This is a genomic window from Monashia sp. HAY1-5C, from assembly GCF_056755255.1.
In genome coordinates, this window is the sequence record NZ_JBPGXG010000104.1 from 1 (window position 1) to 17235 (window position 17235).

The following is a 17235-nucleotide window of genomic DNA, read 5'->3' on the forward strand; positions in this document are numbered from 1 at the left end:
GCAGCATCGACGTCCTGCGCACCGACGACGGCGAGGCCGTCTACCGCGCGTGCTCGACGCACCACCACCACCATCTCGTGTGCCGCGCCTGCGGGCGCACCGTCGAGGTGGAGGGACCGGCCGTCGAGAGGTGGGCCGAGAAGGTTGCGGGCGACCACGGCTTCACCGGTGTCACCCACACGCTCGAGATCTTCGGCACCTGCCCCGACTGCAGCCGCTCCTGAGACCCGCGTCGACCCCCGCGACGCCCGCACGGGCGAGCGGTCCCGGGCCCGGGCCAACCGGCCCGGTATGCCCCGACTCGCCATCTTGCCCACCGTGCGGGCGCGGCGGGACGCTTGCGAGACCGCCACCGGCGGTGGTGCGTCACCCGAGTCGTGCGAAGGAGAGTCCCATGCCCGTTCCCGGAAGGCACCGCCTCGTGGCGGTCACCGTCGCTGGCCTGCTGGCCCTGATGGGTCTGAACGCTCCCGCCCAGGCCGCCCACGAGGAGCCGCCGCCGATCGTGCTTCCGGGCGCGCAGTCCGCGGAAGGCATCGCCAGCGGCAGCGGGACGACGTTCTACGCCGGTGAGCTGTTCACCGGCGACATCTTCCGCGGTGACGTGCGGACCGGCACCGCATCGAGGTTCATCGACGCGCCCGCGGGGCGGATGGCCCTCGGGCTGCGGGTCGACCTGGCGCACCGGCTGCTCTTCGTCGCCGGCGGTTTCACCGGGCAGGCCTACGTGTACGACGTGGACACCGGCGCCTCGGTCGCCACGTACCAGCTGAGCACCACCACCTCGGTCATCAACGACGTCGCGTTGACGAAGACAGGTGCCTGGTTCACCGACTCGGCCCAGGCCAGGCTCTACTTCGTCCCGGTCAGCCCGAGCGGAGCCCTCGGCGCGGCTCGGACGCTCGACCTGCACGGTCCGGCCGCCGTCGTGCTCCCGGGCTTCAACAACAACGGCATCCAGGCGACTGCCGACGGCAGGACGCTCGTCGTCGCGCACAGCAACTCCGGAACGCTCATCACCGTGGATCCCGTCACCGGCCGGAGCGCGACGATCGCCGGGGTCAGCGTGCCGAACGTGGACGGCATCCTGCTCGAGGGACGGACCGTCTACGCCGTGCAGAACTTCTCCAACGAGGTCTCCGAGTTCCGCCTCTCCGGCGACCTGTCCTCGGGACGGCTGCTGCGCACGGTGACGAGCGACAGCTTCGAGATCCCGACGACCGTCGCGCGGTTCGGTGACCGGCTCGCGGTCGTCAACGCGAAGTTCGACACCGGGTTCCCGCCCACGGCGAGCACGTACGACGTCGTCCTCGTCGACCGCTGAGGCCTACCCCACCCGGCGCTCCGCTCCCGAGCCGCGCGCCTCGGGCGCGGTCGTCAGGACCGGGTGGGGGCGTCGACCGCGCCGCCGTACCGTCGGTCGCGGGCGACGTACTCCTCGACGGCGGCCCAGAGGTCGCGGCGGTCGTAGTCGGGCCACAGCCGGTTCTGGAACACCATCTCGGCGTACGCCGACTGCCACAGGAGGAAGTTGCTCGTGCGCTGCTCACCCGAGGAGCGCACGAACAGGTCGACGTCGGGCATCGTCGGCTCGTCGAGGTACCTCTTGATCGTCCTCTCGTCGACCGAGCCGGGCCGGAGGCGACCGTCCTTGACGTCGTGGGCGATCCGCTGGACGGCGTCGGCGATCTCGGCGCGACCGCCGTAGTTGACGCAGAAGTAGAGAGTCAGCCCGGTGTTGTGCTGCGTCAGCTCCTGGGCGACCTCGAGCTCCTTGATCACCGAGCGCCACAGTCGCGGCGCGCGCCCGACCCACCGCATCCGCACGCCCCACTCGTGCAGCTGGTCGCGGCGGCGGCGGATGACGTCGCGGTTGAAGCCCATGAGGAACCGCACCTCCTCGGGCGACCGGCGCCAGTTCTCCGTCGAGAAGGCGTACGCGGACAGGTGGGTGACCCCGACCTCGATGGCGCCCGCGACGACGTCGAGCAGCGACGCCTCTCCCGCCTCGTGGCCCTTGGTGCGCGGCAGCCCGCGCTGGTTGGCCCACCGGCCGTTGCCGTCCATGACGATCGCGACGTGTCCGGGCAGCGCACCGGCCGGGATGACCGGGGCGGTGGCTCCCGAGGGGTGCGGGAAGGGCCGGGCGTACGGGGTGGCGGCGGGCATGGCTCTCCGGTCGGTGGGAGGTGCGGTGGACGGATCGGCTTCGGGCTCAGGCGCGCTCGACGAGCCGTAGGGAGCGTAGCCCCCGCTCGATGTGCCACTGGAGGAACGCCGACACCATGCCGTTGCCCTGCCGGCGGTGGCGCGGGTCGCTCTCGTCGGCGAGGTCCCAGTCGCCCGAGAGCAGGGCAGCGAGCAGCTCGAACGTCTCCGGCGCGGGCGCCGTCGAGCCGGGCGGCCGGCACGAGGAGCACACCGCCCCACCCGCCTGGACGTTGAAGGCGCGGTGCGGTCCGTCGGCGCCGCAGCGCGCACAGTCGACGAAGCTCGGCGCCCAACCGGCGACGGCGAGGGAGCGCAGCAGGTACGCGTCGAGGACGAGGCCGGGCTCGTGGGTGCGCTCGGCCAGGGAGCGCAGCGCCCCGGCGAGGAGGAGGTACTGCTGGGTCTGGGGCTCGTGCTCCTCGGTCAGCTGCAGCGCCGTCTCGAGCATCGACGTCGCGCACGTGTAGGCCGTGTAGTCGCGGGCGATCGCGTCGCCGTACGGCGCGAGGGTCTCGACCTGGGTCACGGTGTCGAGGTTGCGGCCCTCGTAGCACTGGACGTCGACGACCATGCCCGGTTCGAGACGTGAGCCGAACCGGGACTTCGTCCGCCGGACGCCCTTGGCGACGGCCCGCACGCGCCCGCGGGTGCGGGTCAGCATCGTGATGATGCGGTCGGCCTCGCCCAGCTTGTGCGTGCGCAGGACGATCGCCTCGTCGCGGTAGAGGGGCATGGGCCCATTCTCCCCCGCGGCCGGCGTCACGACGCGCGCACGCGCCGCAGGCTCCTACGCCACCGCACCGGCGCCCGGGAAGGACGGCGGCACCGGCCGACGAGATCCGCGCGCAGTCTCGAACACGTGTTCGACCTGGTGCGTTACAGTGGCGGCATGGACCTCACCCTTCAGGGGTCGCTGCTCGACCTCACCGACGAGATGACGCTGCGCGACGTCGGCACCGGCCTGCGCCGCCACGCCCTGGCCCACGGGGCGTGGGTGGACGTACGGCCCGGCTGGCTGGCGGCGGGCGACGCGCTGTTCTCGGCCCTCCTGCACGACGTGCCCTGGCACGCCGAGCGGCGGCAGATGTACGACAACGTCGTGGACGTCCCGCGGCTCACGAAGTTCTACGCGGCCGGAGAACGCCTCCCGCACCCCCTGCTCGACCAGGCCCGCGACGCACTGAGCGCGCACTACGCGAGCGAGCTGGGCGAGCCGTTCGTCACGGCGGGGCTGTGCCTGTACCGCGACGGTCACGACAGCGTCGCCTGGCACGGTGACCGCATCGGGCGCTCCAGAGACAGCGACACGATGGTCGCGATCCTGTCGCTCGGGTCGCCGAGGGTGCTCGCCCTGCGCCCGCGCGACGGTGGTGCGATCCCCGGCACGACGCAGAAGAGCTTGCGCTACCCCTTGGGCCATGGTGACCTCGTGGTGATGGGCGGCTCCTGCCAGCGCACGTGGGACCATGCGGTCCCGAAGACGTCCGAGCCGATGGGGCCCCGCATCTCCGTCCAGTTCCGCGTCGCGGGAGTCCGCTGACCGCTCGCACGACCAAGGAGTCCGCATGCCCTCTGCCCCATCGGGTGCAGACCTTCCCTTCCTCGACCACCTCGCCGCCGAGTCGGCCCGTTTCCGCGAGGTCCTCGCCGGCGTACCGGCCGGGACCACCGTGCCGACGTGCCCGGACTGGGACGCCGACGACCTGCTGTGGCACCTCGCCGACGTCCAGTGGTTCTGGGGTGAGATCGCCGAGAACCGCCTGACGACGGCCGAGCAGGTCGAGGCGCACGGCGACGCGCGGCCGCCGCGACCGGAGGGCCGTGCCGCCCTCGTCGAGGCCTTCGACGCGTCGAGCGGCCGGCTGCACGAGCAGCTCTCGCAGCTCCCACCCGACACCGAGCTGTGGATGTGGGCCGACGAGCACACCGCCGGCTACATCCGCCGCAGGCAGGCCCACGAGGCCCTCGTGCACCGCCTCGACGCCGAGGCCACCGCGGGCATCGCGCCGGAGGACCGCGCCGCGATCGACGCCCGGCTCGCGGCCGACGGGGTCGACGAGGCCCTTCGCATCATGCGCGGCTACGAGCCCGAGCCGGGGCTCGAGCACGCGCCGCTCGGGGCGCCGGTCACCGTCGTCACCGTCGACACGATGCACACGTGGACCGTCACCCCGGTACGTGTCACCGGCACCTACGAGGGCCGCGACATCGACCTGCTGCGGTTCCTCGTCGCCGACGGGCCCACCATGGAGGCAGGCACGGACCTCTCGGACGGGTCGGACGCCTCGAAAGCGTCGTCGCCCCAGGTGTGCGGCACCGCCGCCGACCTCGACTGCTGGCTGTGGAACCGGCCGATGGCCGGCGGGCTGGCGCGTACCGGCGACCCGGACGCCCTGTCGGCGGTCGACGCGGTCGTGCGGGGCTCGATCGACTGACCGGACGCGTCAGCCCGCGGCGGACGCGGCGTCGGAACCACGCGGCCGGCGATGCCGCGTCCCGACGCCCGTCCGGGTCATCGCGGCGAGCGCGACGACGAGCGGTGCGAAGGTGAAGACGTAGCGGGACCGCCCCTGGAACAGCAGCGTGAACGCCGCGATGCCGAGCACGGCGAGGGCGACGAGCAGGACGTCGCGCCGGTAGGGAGCCCGCAGCAGTCCGACGCCCCCGACCAGCAGCACCGCCAGCCACAGCGCCTGGGTGAGGTCGACTCGCCACCCGTACGCGGTCCCGTGGAAACCGTTGAGCGAGTGGACGACTCCGACGACACCGTCCGCGTCGGCGAGCCTTCCGGGAAGCGAGTCCGCTCCCTCCCCCCAGGCCCAGAACATGCCGTCGCCCCAGTTCCAGGCCGCCTTCTCCGCGTAGAAGGCGAGCGTGCCCCCGGGCCCGCGCTCGGCCCAGCGGTCGGCGATGTAGGCGCGGGCGTAGTCGGTCATCTGCTGCGGGGAGCGCCCCTCGATGGCCTCGACCATCTCGCGCGAGTACGTGCCGTAGCTGACGACGCCGTCCGGGGCGACGTGCTCGCTCAGGCCGTTGGCCACCCACCACAGGACCGGAGGTGAGACGCCGGCGCGCACGCGACCGGTCTCGATGCCGGAGGCGGCCGCCGCCACGCCGGGCGCGGCGACGGCGACCGCGAGGAAGACGCCGACGGCGACGAGGCTCGCGGCGAGGGCGGTGACCCGGCCTCGGGGCGCGTGGTCGCCATCGAACACCGCCACGACGACGGTGAGCGCCGTCGCGATGACGGCGACCGCGGGCGTCGTCTTGATCGCGTAGGCGATCCCGTAGCAGACGGCGGCGCCCACCCACGTCAGCGCGCGAGCGGTGCGCGAGCCGGGCGACGCGCGGGGGGCGTCACGCACTCCGGGGAGCAGCGCGCGGCCGGCGAGGGCGACCCCGACCGCGAGGAACGGCATCGCGTAGTAGTCGGTGTAGGGCACGGCGAGCCACGGGCTCGTCCCGACGAGGACGAGCGTGCCCAGCTGGGCGGCGACCGCAGCGGCGGCACCACGAGCCCGACGCACCATGGCACCCACGGCCAGCAGCGTCACTGCGACGCAGGCCCCGTTCAGGGTGATGAGGACGGCATCGGGCGCGAGCCCGAGGAGCGAGCCGAGCTCGACGCCGCCGCGGTCGATCGCGAGGAGCGGGAGGTTGTTGGGGTAGAGCGAGAGGTAGTCGTAGCCGGCGTCGCCGAGCGGGCGACCGGCGTGCAGGTCGCGCGCGAGGTCGAGGGCGACGCGGGCGTCCCAGCCGTAGTCGTAGCGTCCCGCGAGCCCCACGAGCGTCGCGACGACCCCACCGGCCGCGGAGACGACGGGGACGACCCATCGGCCGTGGACCCACCGCGGCGCGCGGACGAACGTCGCGAGCACCAGCAGCAGGACGCAGGCCGGCACGACGACGTACCAGCGGTGCGGGGTGTTGACGGCGCGCGGAGCGAGCAGCCCGACGAGGGCGACCGCGAGCAGGCCGGCGCCGACGAGCCGGAGCAGCGTCCGGCCGAGGGCGGAGTCCATGGGCCCAGAACCTACCGGAGCGCCGGGTCGGCGCCGGCCCGGGGCACGGGGCCCCGGGCCGTCGCGGAACGGGCTCGGCAGGTCAGGCGCCGGGGACCGAGGTGGCGGCGGCCGCGTCGCGCTCGGCGCGGTTGACGGCCGACACGATGGCCTTGATGGACGCGGTGACGATCGAGGAGTCGACGCCGACACCCCAGAGGACGCGGTCGCCGACGGCGCACTCGACGTAGGCGGCGGCCCGGGCGTCGCCACCGGCGGACAGCGCGTGCTCGGCGTAGTCGAGGACGCGGACGTCGGGCGTGCCCTCGATGGTGCCCAGGGCCGCGACGAACGCGGCGATGGGTCCGTTGCCGGTGCCGCTCACCGTCACCGGCTCGCCACGGTCGGTGACGGTCGCCTCGATGGTGCTCGCACCGTCGACGGTCGAGTCCGTGACGACGTTGACGAGGTCGAACCGGCCCCACGGAGCAGCCGGGTTCGGCAGGTACTCGTCCTGGAACCGAGCCCACAGCGCCGCCGGCGAGACCTCGCCGCCGTCCTGGTCGACGCCTCGCTGGACGACGCCGGAGAACTCGATCTGCAGGCGCCGCGGCAGGTCCATCTGGTGCTCGGACTTCATGATGTAGGACACGCCGCCCTTGCCGGACTGGCTGTTGACGCGGACGACCGCCTCGTAGGACCGGCCGAGGTCGTGCGGGTCGATCGGCAGGTAGGGGACGCCCCAGACGAGGTCGTCGACGCTCGTGCCCTTCTCCTTCGCCTCGGAGGCCATGGCCTCGAAGCCCTTCTTGATGGCGTCCTGGTGCGACCCGGAGAAGGCCGTGAAGACGAGGTCGCCGCCGTAGGGGTGCCGCTCGCCCACCGGCAGCTGGTTGCAGTACTCGACGGTGCGGCGCACCTCGTCGATGTCGCTGAAGTCGATCTGGGGGTCGATGCCCTGGCTGAACAGGTTCATCCCGAGCGTCACGAGGCAGACGTTGCCGGTGCGCTCACCGTTGCCGAAGAGGCAGCCCTCGATGCGGTCCGCGCCGGCCAGGTAGCCCAGCTCGGCCGCCGCGACGCCGGTGCCCCGGTCGTTGTGGGGATGCAGGCTGACGACGACCGACTCACGCCGCTCGATGTGGCGGATCATCCACTCGATGGAGTCGGCGTACACGTTGGGCGTGGCCATCTCGACGGTCGCCGGAAGGTTGACGATCATCTTGTGGTCCGGCGTCGGGTCGATGACGTCGATGACGGCGTTGCAGATGCGCATCGCGAACTCGAGCTCGGTGCCGGTGTAGGACTCGGGCGAGTACTCGTAGTAGATCGTCGTGTCGGGGACGGTCTCCTCGAGCTTGCGGCACAGGCGTGCGGCCTGGACCGCGATGTCGATGATGCCGTCCTGGTCGAGGCCGAAGACGACGCGACGCTGGAGCACGGACGTCGAGTTGTAGAAGTGGACGATGGCCTGCTTGGCGCCGGCGATGGCGTCGTAGGTGCGCTCGATGAGGTGGTCCCGGCACTGTGTCAGCACCTGGATCGTCACGTCGTCGGGGATGTGGCCGCCCTGGATCAGCTCGCGGACGAAGTCGAAGTCGGTCTGGCTCGCCGACGGGAAGCCGACCTCGATCTCCTTGTAGCCCATCTTCACGAGCAGCTGGAACATGCGCAGCTTGCGCTCGGTGTTCATCGGGTCGATGAGGGCCTGGTTGCCGTCGCGAAGGTCGACGGCGCACCAGCGCGGGGCCTGCTCGATGCGTTTGCCGGGCCAGGTGCGGTCCGGGAGCTCGAAGGGGAGCTGCTCGTGGAACGGGACGTACTTCTGGAACGGCATTCCCGACGTCTGCTGGGGGTGGATCATCGCGTCACTCTCTTCGTCTGCGTTTCGCTCGGTGTCCGGCCGGACACGGGAAACTCCGCGACGAGGAGGGCCGGGATCAGGCCTCGTCGCGGCAGAGAAGGAGGAGGCTCACCGCACGCACGGCATTACGGTATGCCGGTCGACGCGCCCGCGTCCACCCCTCGGGAACGCTGCCCGCATCCTGAGACCCGGCTCTCGAGCCGCGGTCGGCGTCGCTCGGACCGCTCAGCGGTACGCCGGACGGATCCATCGCACGTACGAGACGGTCCGCAGCGCCCACCCCTGGGCGAGCCAGACGACGGCCAGGAGGACGGCGCCCTCGACGAGGGTGCCGGCCGGCGGGAGGTCGCGGATGACCGGCACGAGCGATGAGGTGATGCCGAGGACGACGGCCGCGAGGAGGACCACCAGCGCGACCGCGGTGGTCACGCGACGTCGGACCCGGAGGTCATGCTCGAAGGACCTGCGGCGCAAGGCGATCGCGTCGTCAAGGCCTCCCAGCGGCGTGGCGGCGGAGCCACGTTCGGTGACATGCGCCCGGTGGGCCCGCGGAGCTCTCCACGAGCATGCCGTCGTCGAGGACGCTCGCGAACCGGACGGCGGGCTCACCCAGAACCAGGACACGAACGCGCTCGTCGTCCCGTCGGCGGACACGAGGACCGTCGCGACGTCGGGCAGGTGAGCCGCGAACTCCGACCGCGCCGGCTCTGCGTACCCGGCCACGATCCGCTGCAGGGCTCGCTCGGGCAGCTCGAGCGCGTAGCGGCCGAGCGGACGCCAGCCGGCCTCCTCGAACGCCGCCACGACCTCCGGAAAGGGCGCGACGAGGTCGGAACGGTCCGTGACGTCCGTGTAGGTGTACTGCACCCGCGGCTCCCCCCGACGTGCCGGGCCCATCAGCCGGCGGGACGACGCTAAGGGGTGGGCGAGGCGAACGGGTCCGGATCCTCGAAACCCGGGCCCTCGGGAGCCGGTGCCCACGCACCCATCCCGTGCTCAGCGGCCGTGCTGCCGCGGGTGCCCGGTGGGTCGCTCACCCCGAAGCTCATGTCGTCGCGGTCGGACCCGACTGCAGCCCAGCCGGTCTCGAAACCCGCGGGCAAGGGCCCCGCCGCGCCCGCGACGCGCTGTGCACGGGCGTCGTCGGGCCCGAGCCCGAGCGACCGCCAGACCCGGGCTTCCGACGCGACGACGTCGAGGTCGGTCCACTCGCGCGCCTCGGCGGCCGAGAAGCCGGCGGCAACCCAACGGTGACGTCGCGAGGGGTCGATGCCGGCCGCGTCGAACGCGATCGCCTCGTCCGGCGTCAGGGTCGGGTCGGCCACGACGAGGCAGTGCGCCGTCCGCGCGTCGAAACCGGCGTCCCGCCAGCGGGTCGCCCGGGGTAGGTCGTTGGCCTCCCACACGGCGATGTCGCTCGCTGCGAACCCGGCCTGCAGCCAGGGCACGATCTCTGCCGGCCTCCGCTCGTACATCACGGACATCAACCGCCCGACCGGCGCGTCGGCCGGCAGTCCGGTCGCTCGCCACTCCCGGACTCGATCCACGACGTCCTCGCGGGGGTCGTTGCCGAGGCTGACCGTGCGGCACCAGTCGGCGACCTTCTCGACGGGTAGGCCGGCGCCACCATCATCGACCGAACGGGTGAGCACGTCCAGATCTGCGGGTCCGAGGCCGAGGTCGATCCAGCGATCGACGTCCGCCCCGAGGTGACCGTCGGCGAGCCAGGCCCTCGCGGCCTCGGCACGCGGCCCGTGCCACCGGTCCCAGGCCTGCTCCTCCGTGCCGGCGAGAACACGCTGGGCCGCCCTCATCGTGCCGACGGCGTCCCAGCCCAGGTGGTCCTCGTCGCGCACCTGCCTGACGAGCCGCAGCAGCCCGCCGATCCGCAGGCTCGGCCACGGCGAGCGCAACAGCCAGAGCCGGTTCGCCGGCGGAGGCGGCAGCCCCACCGTCCTCGCGAGGCGTGCGACCTCCCAACGCCCACGGGCCCGGCTGCGCATGTCAGGCTCGATGAACGCCTCGTCCTGCCCGTAGGACACGACGCAAAGCTCCGGCACCCGGTCGACGAGCCAGCAGCGCTCCCGGCGTGGCCAGATCGCGGGCAGCAGGTCGCAGGCGTCGCCGAACCGACCCGATGACACGGGAGCCCAGCCCTCCCTGGCGAGAGCCCGGACCTCGAGGAGGTCGTTGCCTCCGGGCCACGAGTCGGGGCCTCCCTCCGGCGCCCTGACCCGGTCACCGTTCTCGAACGCCGCGACGATGTCTGCGAGAACCGGCGGCAGCGGTGGGAGGTCGGCGTCCGAGACGACCGGTGGGTCGTTGCGACCCCAGGGGTCACTCGACTCGAGCAGTGGGTCCCCGCTCATGACGAGGGTGACGCGGAGTCGTCCTCCTGCTCGCCGGACGGGGCGGGCCGGTCTCGAACATCCGCGATCTGCTCCTCGGGACGTGGCGGGACGTTCTGGTCCTCCTCGAGCACCTCGAGCTCGTGGTCGTGCGCCGGCATCTCGGACATGTCGCCTCCTCGTCACCTCCAGCCTAGGCCCGACGGCGGGGACGTGCCGCGAAACGTCGGCTGGTACCGCTCGTGTCTCCTGGTCAGCGGTGGGCCGCCGACGAGCAGACGCAGCGCTCACGAGGAGACGCCGCGGCGACGATCGACCCCGTCAGAAACCCAGGCGCTGCAGCTGCTTGGGGTCGCGCTGCCAGTCCTTCGCGACCTTGACGTGCAGGTCGAGGAAGACCTTCTGCCCGAGCAGCGCCTCGATCCCCTTGCGGGCGTTGGTGCCGACCTCGCGCAGCCGCGATCCCCCGCGACCGATGACGATGGCCTTCTGGCTCGGCCGCTCGACGAAGACGTTGACGCGCACGTCGAGCAGCGGGTTGTCCTCGGGGCGGTCCTCGCGTGGCACCATCTCCTCCACGACGACGGCCAGTGAGTGCGGCAGCTCGTCGCGGACGCCCTCGAGCGCCGCCTCGCGCACGAGCTCGGCGATCATGACCGCCTCGGGCTCGTCGGTGAGGACACCGTCGGGGTAGAGCTGCGGCGACTCGGGCAGGTAGGACGCGAGGAGGTCACGGACCTCGACCACCTGCTCGCCGGACACCGCGGAGCACGGGATGATGGCGTCCCACTCCCCCAGCCGGTCGATGGCGATGAGGTGCTCGGCCAGGCGGTCGCGGTCGACGGCGTCGGCCTTGGTCGCGATGGCGACGACGGGCCGGCGGCGCACCGAGCGCAGCTCGGTGAGCTCGTTGGCGATGAACGCGTCACCCGGTCCGGGACGCTGGTCCGCCGGCAGGCAGAAGCCGACGACGTCCACCTCGAGGAGCGTCTCGCGGACGAGGTCGTTGAGGCGCTCACCGAGGAGCGTGCGCGGCTTGTGCAGGCCCGGGGTGTCGACGAGGATCAGCTGCGCCTCGGGCGTCGTGGCGACGCCGCGGATCGTGTGCCGCGTCGTTTGCGGCTTCGAGCTCGTGATGGCGACCTTCTGGCCGACGAGCGCGTTGGTCAGCGTCGACTTGCCGGCGTTGGGCCGGCCCACCAGACACGCGAACCCGGCCCGGTAGGGCGCCTGCCCGCCGGTGCTGTCAGTGCCCGCTCGCGTGGCCATGGGCGTCCTCCGTCTCGCTCGTCTCGCCGTCAGTGTCCTCCACCTGCGCCCGGTGCACGATGACCGACGCGACGCGGTGGCGGCGCCCGGCCATCCGCTCGGCCGTCAGCTCGAGCCCCGCGACCCGGCCGGACGAGCCGACGATCGGGACGCGGCCGATGACCTTGGTGAGCAGGCCGCCCACGGTGTCGACGTCCTCCTCGTCGATGGTGACGTCGAACAGCTCGGCGAGGTCGTCGATGTCCATGGACGCCGGGACGCGCAGCGTCCCGTTCTCCAGCTGCTCCACGCCGGGGGCCTCGCGGTCGTGCTCGTCGGCGATCTCGCCGACGATCTCCTCGATGATGTCCTCGATCGTGACGAGGCCCGCGGTGCCGCCGTACTCGTCGACGACGATGGCGAAGTGGTTCTGCTCCTGCTGCATCTCGCGCAGGAGGTCGTCGACCGGCTTGCTCTCGGGCACGAAGTGCATGGGTCGCATCACCTCGGTCGCCAGGTGCTTGGCGTCCTCCGGGGCGGCCGTGAGTCGACGGGCGACGTCCTTGAAGTAGAGCAGGCCGCGCACGTCGTCGCTGTCCTCCCCGATCACCGGGATGCGGGAGAAGCCGGAGCGCAGGAACAGCGACATGGCGCCGCGCAGCGTCTTGTCGGCGTCGATCGTCACCATGTCGGTGCGCGGGACCATGACCTCGCGGGCCACGGTGTCACCGAGCTCGAAGACCGAGTGGATCATCTCCCGCTCGTCCTCCTCGATGACGTCGGACTCCCCGGCGATGTCGACGAGGTCGCGCAGCTCGGACTCGGTCTGGAAGGGCCCGTCGGAGTACCCCTTGCCCGGGGTCACGGCGTTGCCGAGCACCACGAGCAGCTTGGCGACCGGACCGAGGACCCGGCGCAGGCCGACGGCGAAGGGCGCGCTCCAGAGGGCGACGGTGTCGTAGTTGCGCCGCCCCAGCGTGCGCGGGGACACCCCGACGACGACGAACGAGACGACCGCCATGATGGCGATGCTGATGAGCGCCCGGCTCCACGTCGAGGCGACCTGTCCGGCGACGGCGAGCGTGACGAGCACGGCCGTCGTCGCCTCCGCGACGACGCGCAGGAACGCGATGACGGCCAGGTAGGCGGGCGAGTCGGCGACGACGGTCAGCAGGGACTTGGCACCCGAGCGACCCTCGTCCCAGAGCTCCTGGGCGCGCACCCGGGACATCCGGAAGATCGCGGCCTCGGCGGCGGACAGGACGAACGCGACGACGATGCTGATCAGCGCCGGCAGGACGAGCTGCGGTAGCACGGGGGACCTCAGGCGCTGGGACGGTTGCGCGTGGCGAGGAACGTCAGCAGCAGCTGGCGCTGCAGCTCGAACATCTCGCGCTCCTCGTCCGGCTCGGCGTGGTCGTAGCCGAGCAGGTGCAGGATGCCGTGCGTCGTCAGCAGGAGCATCTCCTCGATGGGCGCGTGCCCGGCCTCGACGGCCTGTTTCGTGGCGACCGACGGGCACAGCACGATGTCGCCGAGCGTGCCCTCCTCCGGTTCCTGGCCCTCGCGGCCCGGCCGAAGCTCGTCCATCGGGAAGCTCATGACGTCGGTCGGGCCGGGCAGGTCCATCCACTGCACGTGGAGGACCTCCATGGCGTCCTCGTCGACGAGCTTGATGCACAGGTCGGCCTGCGGGTGCACGCGCATCTGCTCCATGACGTACGTCGCGCACGCGAGCAGCTCGAGCTCGTCGACCGCCGCGTCGGTCTCGTTGAGGACGTCGATGCTCACGCGCCCGCCTCCCGGGCCTCGCCGCCACGCTCCCCCTGGGGGCGCCGGCGGCGCTCCTCACCACGGTGGACGCCGCCGCGGGGTTCGGACCGACGCTGCTCCCGTCGCTCCTGGCGCCGCCGTTCCTCGCGCGAGGCACTGCGGTCGTAGGCGTCGACGATGGCGCTGACGAGCCGGTGGCGCACGACGTCGTGGGAGGTCAGCTCGGCGAAGTGGATGTCCTCGACGCCGTCGAGGATGTCGCGCACGACGGTCAGCCCCGACCGCGTGCCGTCGGGCAGGTCGACCTGGGTGATGTCGCCGGTGACGACCATCTTCGAGCCGAAGCCCAGACGCGTGAGGAACATCTTCATCTGCTCGCTCGAGGTGTTCTGGGCCTCGTCGAGGATGATGAACGCGTCGTTGAGCGACCGACCCCGCATGTAGGCCAGCGGGGCGACCTCGATGGTGCCGGACGCCATGAGCTTGGGGATGGTCTCGGGAGAGACCATGTCGTGCAGCGCGTCGTAGAGCGGCCGCAGGTACGGGTCGATCTTGTCGTTGAGCGTCCCCGGCAGGAAGCCGAGGCGCTCGCCGGCCTCGACGGCCGGGCGGGTCAGGATGATGCGGTTGACCTGCTTGGCCTGCAGGGCCGCGACGGCCTTGGCCATCGCGAGGTAGGTCTTGCCGGTGCCTGCGGGACCGATGCCGAAGACGATGGTGTGCTCGTCGATGGCGTCGACGTAGCGCTTCTGGTTCAGGGTCTTGGGGCGGATGGTGCGGCCGCGGTTGCTGATGATGTTCATCGTCAGGACGTCGGCGGGCCGCTCGGTGGTCTGGCTGCGCAGCATGCCGATCGAGCGCTCGACGGCGTCGCGGTTGAGCGGCTGCCCGGTGGCCACGATGGTGAGCAGCTCGTCGAGCAGGCCGTCGATGATGTCCAGCTCGCCGGCCGGGCCGGTGAAGGTCATCTCGTTGCCGCGGACGTGCGTGTCGACGAGGGGGAACTGCCGCTCCATGGTGCGCAGCAGCTCGTCGCGCGGGCCGAGGAGGGTGACCATCTCGACCGGGGGCGGGATCTCGCGCGTCAGGACCGGACTGTCCGGCGCGCGGCCGCCGTCCGCGGCACCGCTGCTGCGGGCCGGGCCCGTGGGCTCGATGGGGTCTGGGCTGTCGGGCTCGTGGCCGCGTGGCGATGGGTCGTTCATCTTGCCCACGAGTCTACGTGGGAGCGCCGGATGACCTCACCACGAAATCGGCGAGGTCCTTGCTCTGCTGCAGCCTCGAGGGCTCGTGCACGTACATCATGTGGCCGGCCTCGTAGTACGCGTGCTCGACGTCGGCGGCGAGCCGCTCCGGCGGCAGCTGGAGGTGGGCGATGACGTCTTCGGCCGCGAAGTGCGGGGTGGCGCCGTCGTAGTAGCCGTACGCGACGTGGACGCGCAGGTGCGGGTTCTGGCGCATCGCCCGCTCGAGCAGCGGCGAGACGTCGACGGGCCGGCCCTCGAACTCCTTGTAGCTCCAGGGGTGCACGAGCCGGCTGATCTGCTCGTAGTGCAGGTCGCTCTCGTAGCCGAGCTCGTCGCGGACGTAGTGGTTCCACACGGCCGAGTACGGGCCGGCGATGGCGTCGTGGGACGGGTCGGCGTCCATGTTCTCGGCGATCGCCGCCGCCGCGGGGCCGGTGAACCGGGCGTCGAGGCGTCCGACGGACAGCCGCCGGTCGCGCAGCAGCTCGGTGAAGTACCGCCAGTGCTCGATGCGCAGGTCGGCGCGGTCCACGTAGTCCTCGGACAGCCCGGACAGGCGGGCGACGGTGGCCACGGCGTCGGCCCGCTCGGGCGCGGTCAGGCGCGAGCCGCGGGCGAGCACCCGGGGGTACTCACCCGACGCGTACGCCTCCGCCTCCCCGACGACCGTGCGCAGCGACCGGCGGCCGTGCTTGCCGTGGTAGTGCGCCACCGCCGCATACGTGGGCAGGTAGAGCGCGTGCGCGCGGTCGTTGCGCTGGTTCTCGAAGTCGATCGAGCCGAGGTCGAGGACGCTGGAGATGAGGATCAGCCCGTTGAGGTACATGCCGTAGCGGCTCTGCAGGTGCTCGGCGAGGGCTGCGCCGCGGAGCGTGCCGTACGACTCGCCCGCGACGAACTTCGGCGACATCCACCGCTTGTGGCGCGAGGTCCACAGCCGGATCAGCTCGCCGACGGACTCGATGTCCTTGCGGTAGCCGTGGTACTCACCGGGCTTGCCGCCCTCGACGGCACGCGAGTAGCCGGTCGACATCGGGTCGATGAACACGAGGTCGCTGACGGCGAGGAGCGACTCGGGGTTCTCGACGAGGTCGTACGGCGGCGGGGCCAGCGCGCCGACGTCGCCCATGACGAGCCGGCGGGGCCCGAGCAGGCCCAGGTGCAGCCAGACGCTCGAGCTGCCGGGGCCACCGTTGAACGCGAAGGTGACCGGCCGGGTCCGCGGGTCGGCGTCGTCGAGGGTGTACGTCGTCATCGACAGCTCGGCGCGGGGCGTGTGACCGCCGAACGTTCCGTCCTTGTGCTCCTCCTCGCGCAGGACGACGCGTCCGGTCACCGCCGTGTACCGGAGCCGCCGGCGCCCGACGCGCAGCGTGTGCTGGGTCGTCACGAGGTCGTCGGTCGGCGTGGCCGTCCCGGGGCCCTTGCCCGAGGACGCGTCGGCGCCGGTGGTCGTGTCGGCCGGCGCGGACGCGCCGGCTCTCGGCGCGCGGCTGGCGTCGGCCTCGCCCTCGTCCGTGGCCGGCGACAGGGGCTGGTCGCTCACACCATGCCCTTCTCGGTGAAGGCGGCACCGCCGAGGAGGTGCACGTGCGCGTGGAAGATCGTCTGGCCGGCGCCCCGCCCGGTGTTGGCGATGAGCCGGTGCGCCCCACCGACGCCCTCGGCCTCGGCGACCTGCTGGGCGAGCCGGAAGACGTCGGCGAGGTCGTCGGCGTCGGCGACCGCGAGCGCACCCACGGTCGGCTCGTGCCGGCGCGGCACGACGAGCACGTGGACCGGCGCCGCGGGGCTGATGTCGCGGAACGCGACGGACCGCTCCGACTCGGCCACCCGGTCGGAGGGGACGTCGCCGGCGACGATCCTGCAGAAGAGGCAGTCGGTCGGGGTCTGCGCGGTCATGAAGGCACCTTAGGTGTGTCAACCCCGGCGTGCACCTGTGCGTCTCCTTGCCGTGAGAACGTTGCGTATGCCGTCGGAACGGGTCGACCGCCCGGCCGGCCCGGGTGACCGGGACGACCGCGTCGGGTCGGCGCCGTGGCGAGCGGGTGGCGGCCCGACGCACCAGACGGCCCATACGCACCAGACCGGCCAGCGTGACCTGCCCGTCGACCCCGACGTCGCCGTCACCGAGCTCTACCACGCGCACTGGGACCGGCTGGTACGGCTCGGCTGGCTGCTGCTGCGCGACCAGGCGGCCGCGGAGGACGTCGTCCAGGACGCCTTCGTCGCGACGCACCGGCAGTGGTCCTCGATCCGCGACTCGGGGCGCGTCGTCGCCTACCTGCAGACCGCGGTCGTCAACGGGTGCCGGTCCGTGCAGCGGCACGCGGTCGTCGTCGACCGGCACACCGCGCGCGAGGCCGGCGCCGCCGACGCGCCAGGGCGCGGCTGGGTGGGCAGCGCCGAGTCCCACGCCCTGCACGCCGTCGGACGCGACGCCATGGTCGACGCCCTGCGCGAGCTGCCCGAGCGGCAGCGCGAGGTCCTCGTGCTGCGCTACTACGCCGACCTGTCCGAGGCGCAGATCGCCCGGGCCCTCG

At 72.3% G+C, this 17235-nt stretch carries 18 protein-coding genes; 5 read left to right on the top strand and 13 right to left on the bottom strand.

Going from position 1 to position 17235, the window contains the following annotated elements; translation table 11 throughout:
* A partial coding sequence (locus ACR9ZK_RS15320; protein ID WP_481342811.1) for a Fur family transcriptional regulator occupies nt 1–224 on the top strand: 224 nt, incomplete at its 5' end.
* A gap of 170 nt (nt 225–394) precedes the next feature.
* Nucleotides 395–1324, top strand: coding sequence for an SMP-30/gluconolactonase/LRE family protein (locus tag ACR9ZK_RS15325; protein WP_481342812.1), 930 nt, complete (start codon nt 395–397; stop codon nt 1322–1324).
* 53 nt (nt 1325–1377) lie between these two features.
* On the opposite strand, the gene ACR9ZK_RS15330 is transcribed toward ACR9ZK_RS15325, so the two are convergent.
* Nucleotides 1378–2169: an isoprenyl transferase gene (locus ACR9ZK_RS15330; RefSeq protein WP_481342813.1), complete on the bottom strand. Its 792-nt coding sequence runs from the start codon at nt 2167–2169 to the stop codon at nt 1378–1380.
* Nucleotides 2170–2215: 46 nt separating this feature from the next.
* Nucleotides 2216–2944, bottom strand: a complete 729-nt coding sequence (gene recO, locus ACR9ZK_RS15335; protein WP_481342814.1) for a DNA repair protein RecO — start codon at nt 2942–2944, stop codon at nt 2216–2218.
* Nucleotides 2945–3100: 156 nt separating this feature from the next.
* On the opposite strand from recO, the gene ACR9ZK_RS15340 reads away from it, so the two are divergent.
* Nucleotides 3101–3751 (top strand): alpha-ketoglutarate-dependent dioxygenase AlkB, encoded by a 651-nt coding sequence (locus tag ACR9ZK_RS15340; protein WP_481342815.1) that lies wholly within the window; start codon nt 3101–3103, stop codon nt 3749–3751.
* A 25-nt stretch (nt 3752–3776) separates the two neighbouring features.
* Nucleotides 3777–4646, top strand: coding sequence for a maleylpyruvate isomerase family mycothiol-dependent enzyme (locus tag ACR9ZK_RS15345; protein WP_481342816.1), 870 nt, complete (start codon nt 3777–3779; stop codon nt 4644–4646).
* Nucleotides 4647–4655: 9 nt separating this feature from the next.
* Here ACR9ZK_RS15345 and ACR9ZK_RS15350 read toward each other — a convergent pair whose 3' ends face one another.
* From ACR9ZK_RS15350 to ACR9ZK_RS15400, 11 genes are all read right to left on the bottom strand, one after another.
* On the bottom strand, nt 4656–6233 hold the full coding sequence (locus ACR9ZK_RS15350) for a hypothetical protein (RefSeq protein ID WP_481342817.1): 1578 nt from the start codon (nt 6231–6233) through the stop codon (nt 4656–4658).
* Nucleotides 6234–6315: 82 nt separating this feature from the next.
* On the bottom strand, nt 6316–8076 hold the full coding sequence (leuA, locus tag ACR9ZK_RS15355; RefSeq protein WP_481342818.1) for a 2-isopropylmalate synthase: 1761 nt from the start codon (nt 8074–8076) through the stop codon (nt 6316–6318).
* A gap of 225 nt (nt 8077–8301) precedes the next feature.
* Nucleotides 8302–8943, bottom strand: a complete 642-nt coding sequence (locus tag ACR9ZK_RS15360) for a hypothetical protein (protein ID WP_481342819.1) — start codon at nt 8941–8943, stop codon at nt 8302–8304.
* A gap of 47 nt (nt 8944–8990) precedes the next feature.
* Nucleotides 8991–10445: a hypothetical protein gene (locus ACR9ZK_RS15365; protein WP_481342820.1), complete on the bottom strand. Its 1455-nt coding sequence runs from the start codon at nt 10443–10445 to the stop codon at nt 8991–8993.
* Nucleotides 10442–10594, bottom strand: a complete 153-nt coding sequence (locus tag ACR9ZK_RS15370; RefSeq protein ID WP_481342821.1) for a hypothetical protein — start codon at nt 10592–10594, stop codon at nt 10442–10444. Before ACR9ZK_RS15370 ends, ACR9ZK_RS15365 begins: the two co-directional genes overlap by 4 nt.
* 151 nt (nt 10595–10745) lie before the next feature.
* Nucleotides 10746–11693 (bottom strand): GTPase Era, encoded by a 948-nt coding sequence (gene era, locus ACR9ZK_RS15375; protein ID WP_481342822.1) that lies wholly within the window; start codon nt 11691–11693, stop codon nt 10746–10748.
* Nucleotides 11671–12987, bottom strand: a complete 1317-nt coding sequence (locus ACR9ZK_RS15380) for a hemolysin family protein (protein WP_481342823.1) — start codon at nt 12985–12987, stop codon at nt 11671–11673. The genes era and ACR9ZK_RS15380 overlap by 23 nt, the downstream gene beginning before the upstream one ends.
* Nucleotides 12988–12995: 8 nt before the next feature.
* A complete protein-coding gene (ybeY, locus tag ACR9ZK_RS15385; RefSeq protein ID WP_481342824.1) occupies nt 12996–13463 on the bottom strand; it encodes an rRNA maturation RNase YbeY in 468 nt (155 codons plus the stop codon).
* Nucleotides 13460–14650 carry a PhoH family protein gene (locus tag ACR9ZK_RS15390; protein WP_481342825.1) on the bottom strand — a complete coding sequence of 397 codons (1191 nt, stop codon included), beginning with the start codon at nt 14648–14650 and terminating at the stop codon, nt 13460–13462. Before ACR9ZK_RS15390 ends, ybeY begins: the two co-directional genes overlap by 4 nt.
* 13 nt (nt 14651–14663) lie before the next feature.
* Nucleotides 14664–16238: a S10 family peptidase gene (locus ACR9ZK_RS15395; protein WP_481342826.1), complete on the bottom strand. Its 1575-nt coding sequence runs from the start codon at nt 16236–16238 to the stop codon at nt 14664–14666.
* Nucleotides 16235–16594, bottom strand: a complete 360-nt coding sequence (locus ACR9ZK_RS15400; RefSeq protein WP_481342827.1) for an HIT domain-containing protein — start codon at nt 16592–16594, stop codon at nt 16235–16237. Before ACR9ZK_RS15400 ends, ACR9ZK_RS15395 begins: the two co-directional genes overlap by 4 nt.
* A gap of 67 nt (nt 16595–16661) precedes the next feature.
* Between ACR9ZK_RS15400 and ACR9ZK_RS15405 the strand changes: the two genes are divergently transcribed.
* Nucleotides 16662–17235, top strand: a 574-nt coding sequence (locus ACR9ZK_RS15405; protein ID WP_481342828.1) for a sigma-70 family RNA polymerase sigma factor, incomplete at its 3' end; no start/stop codon positions are given.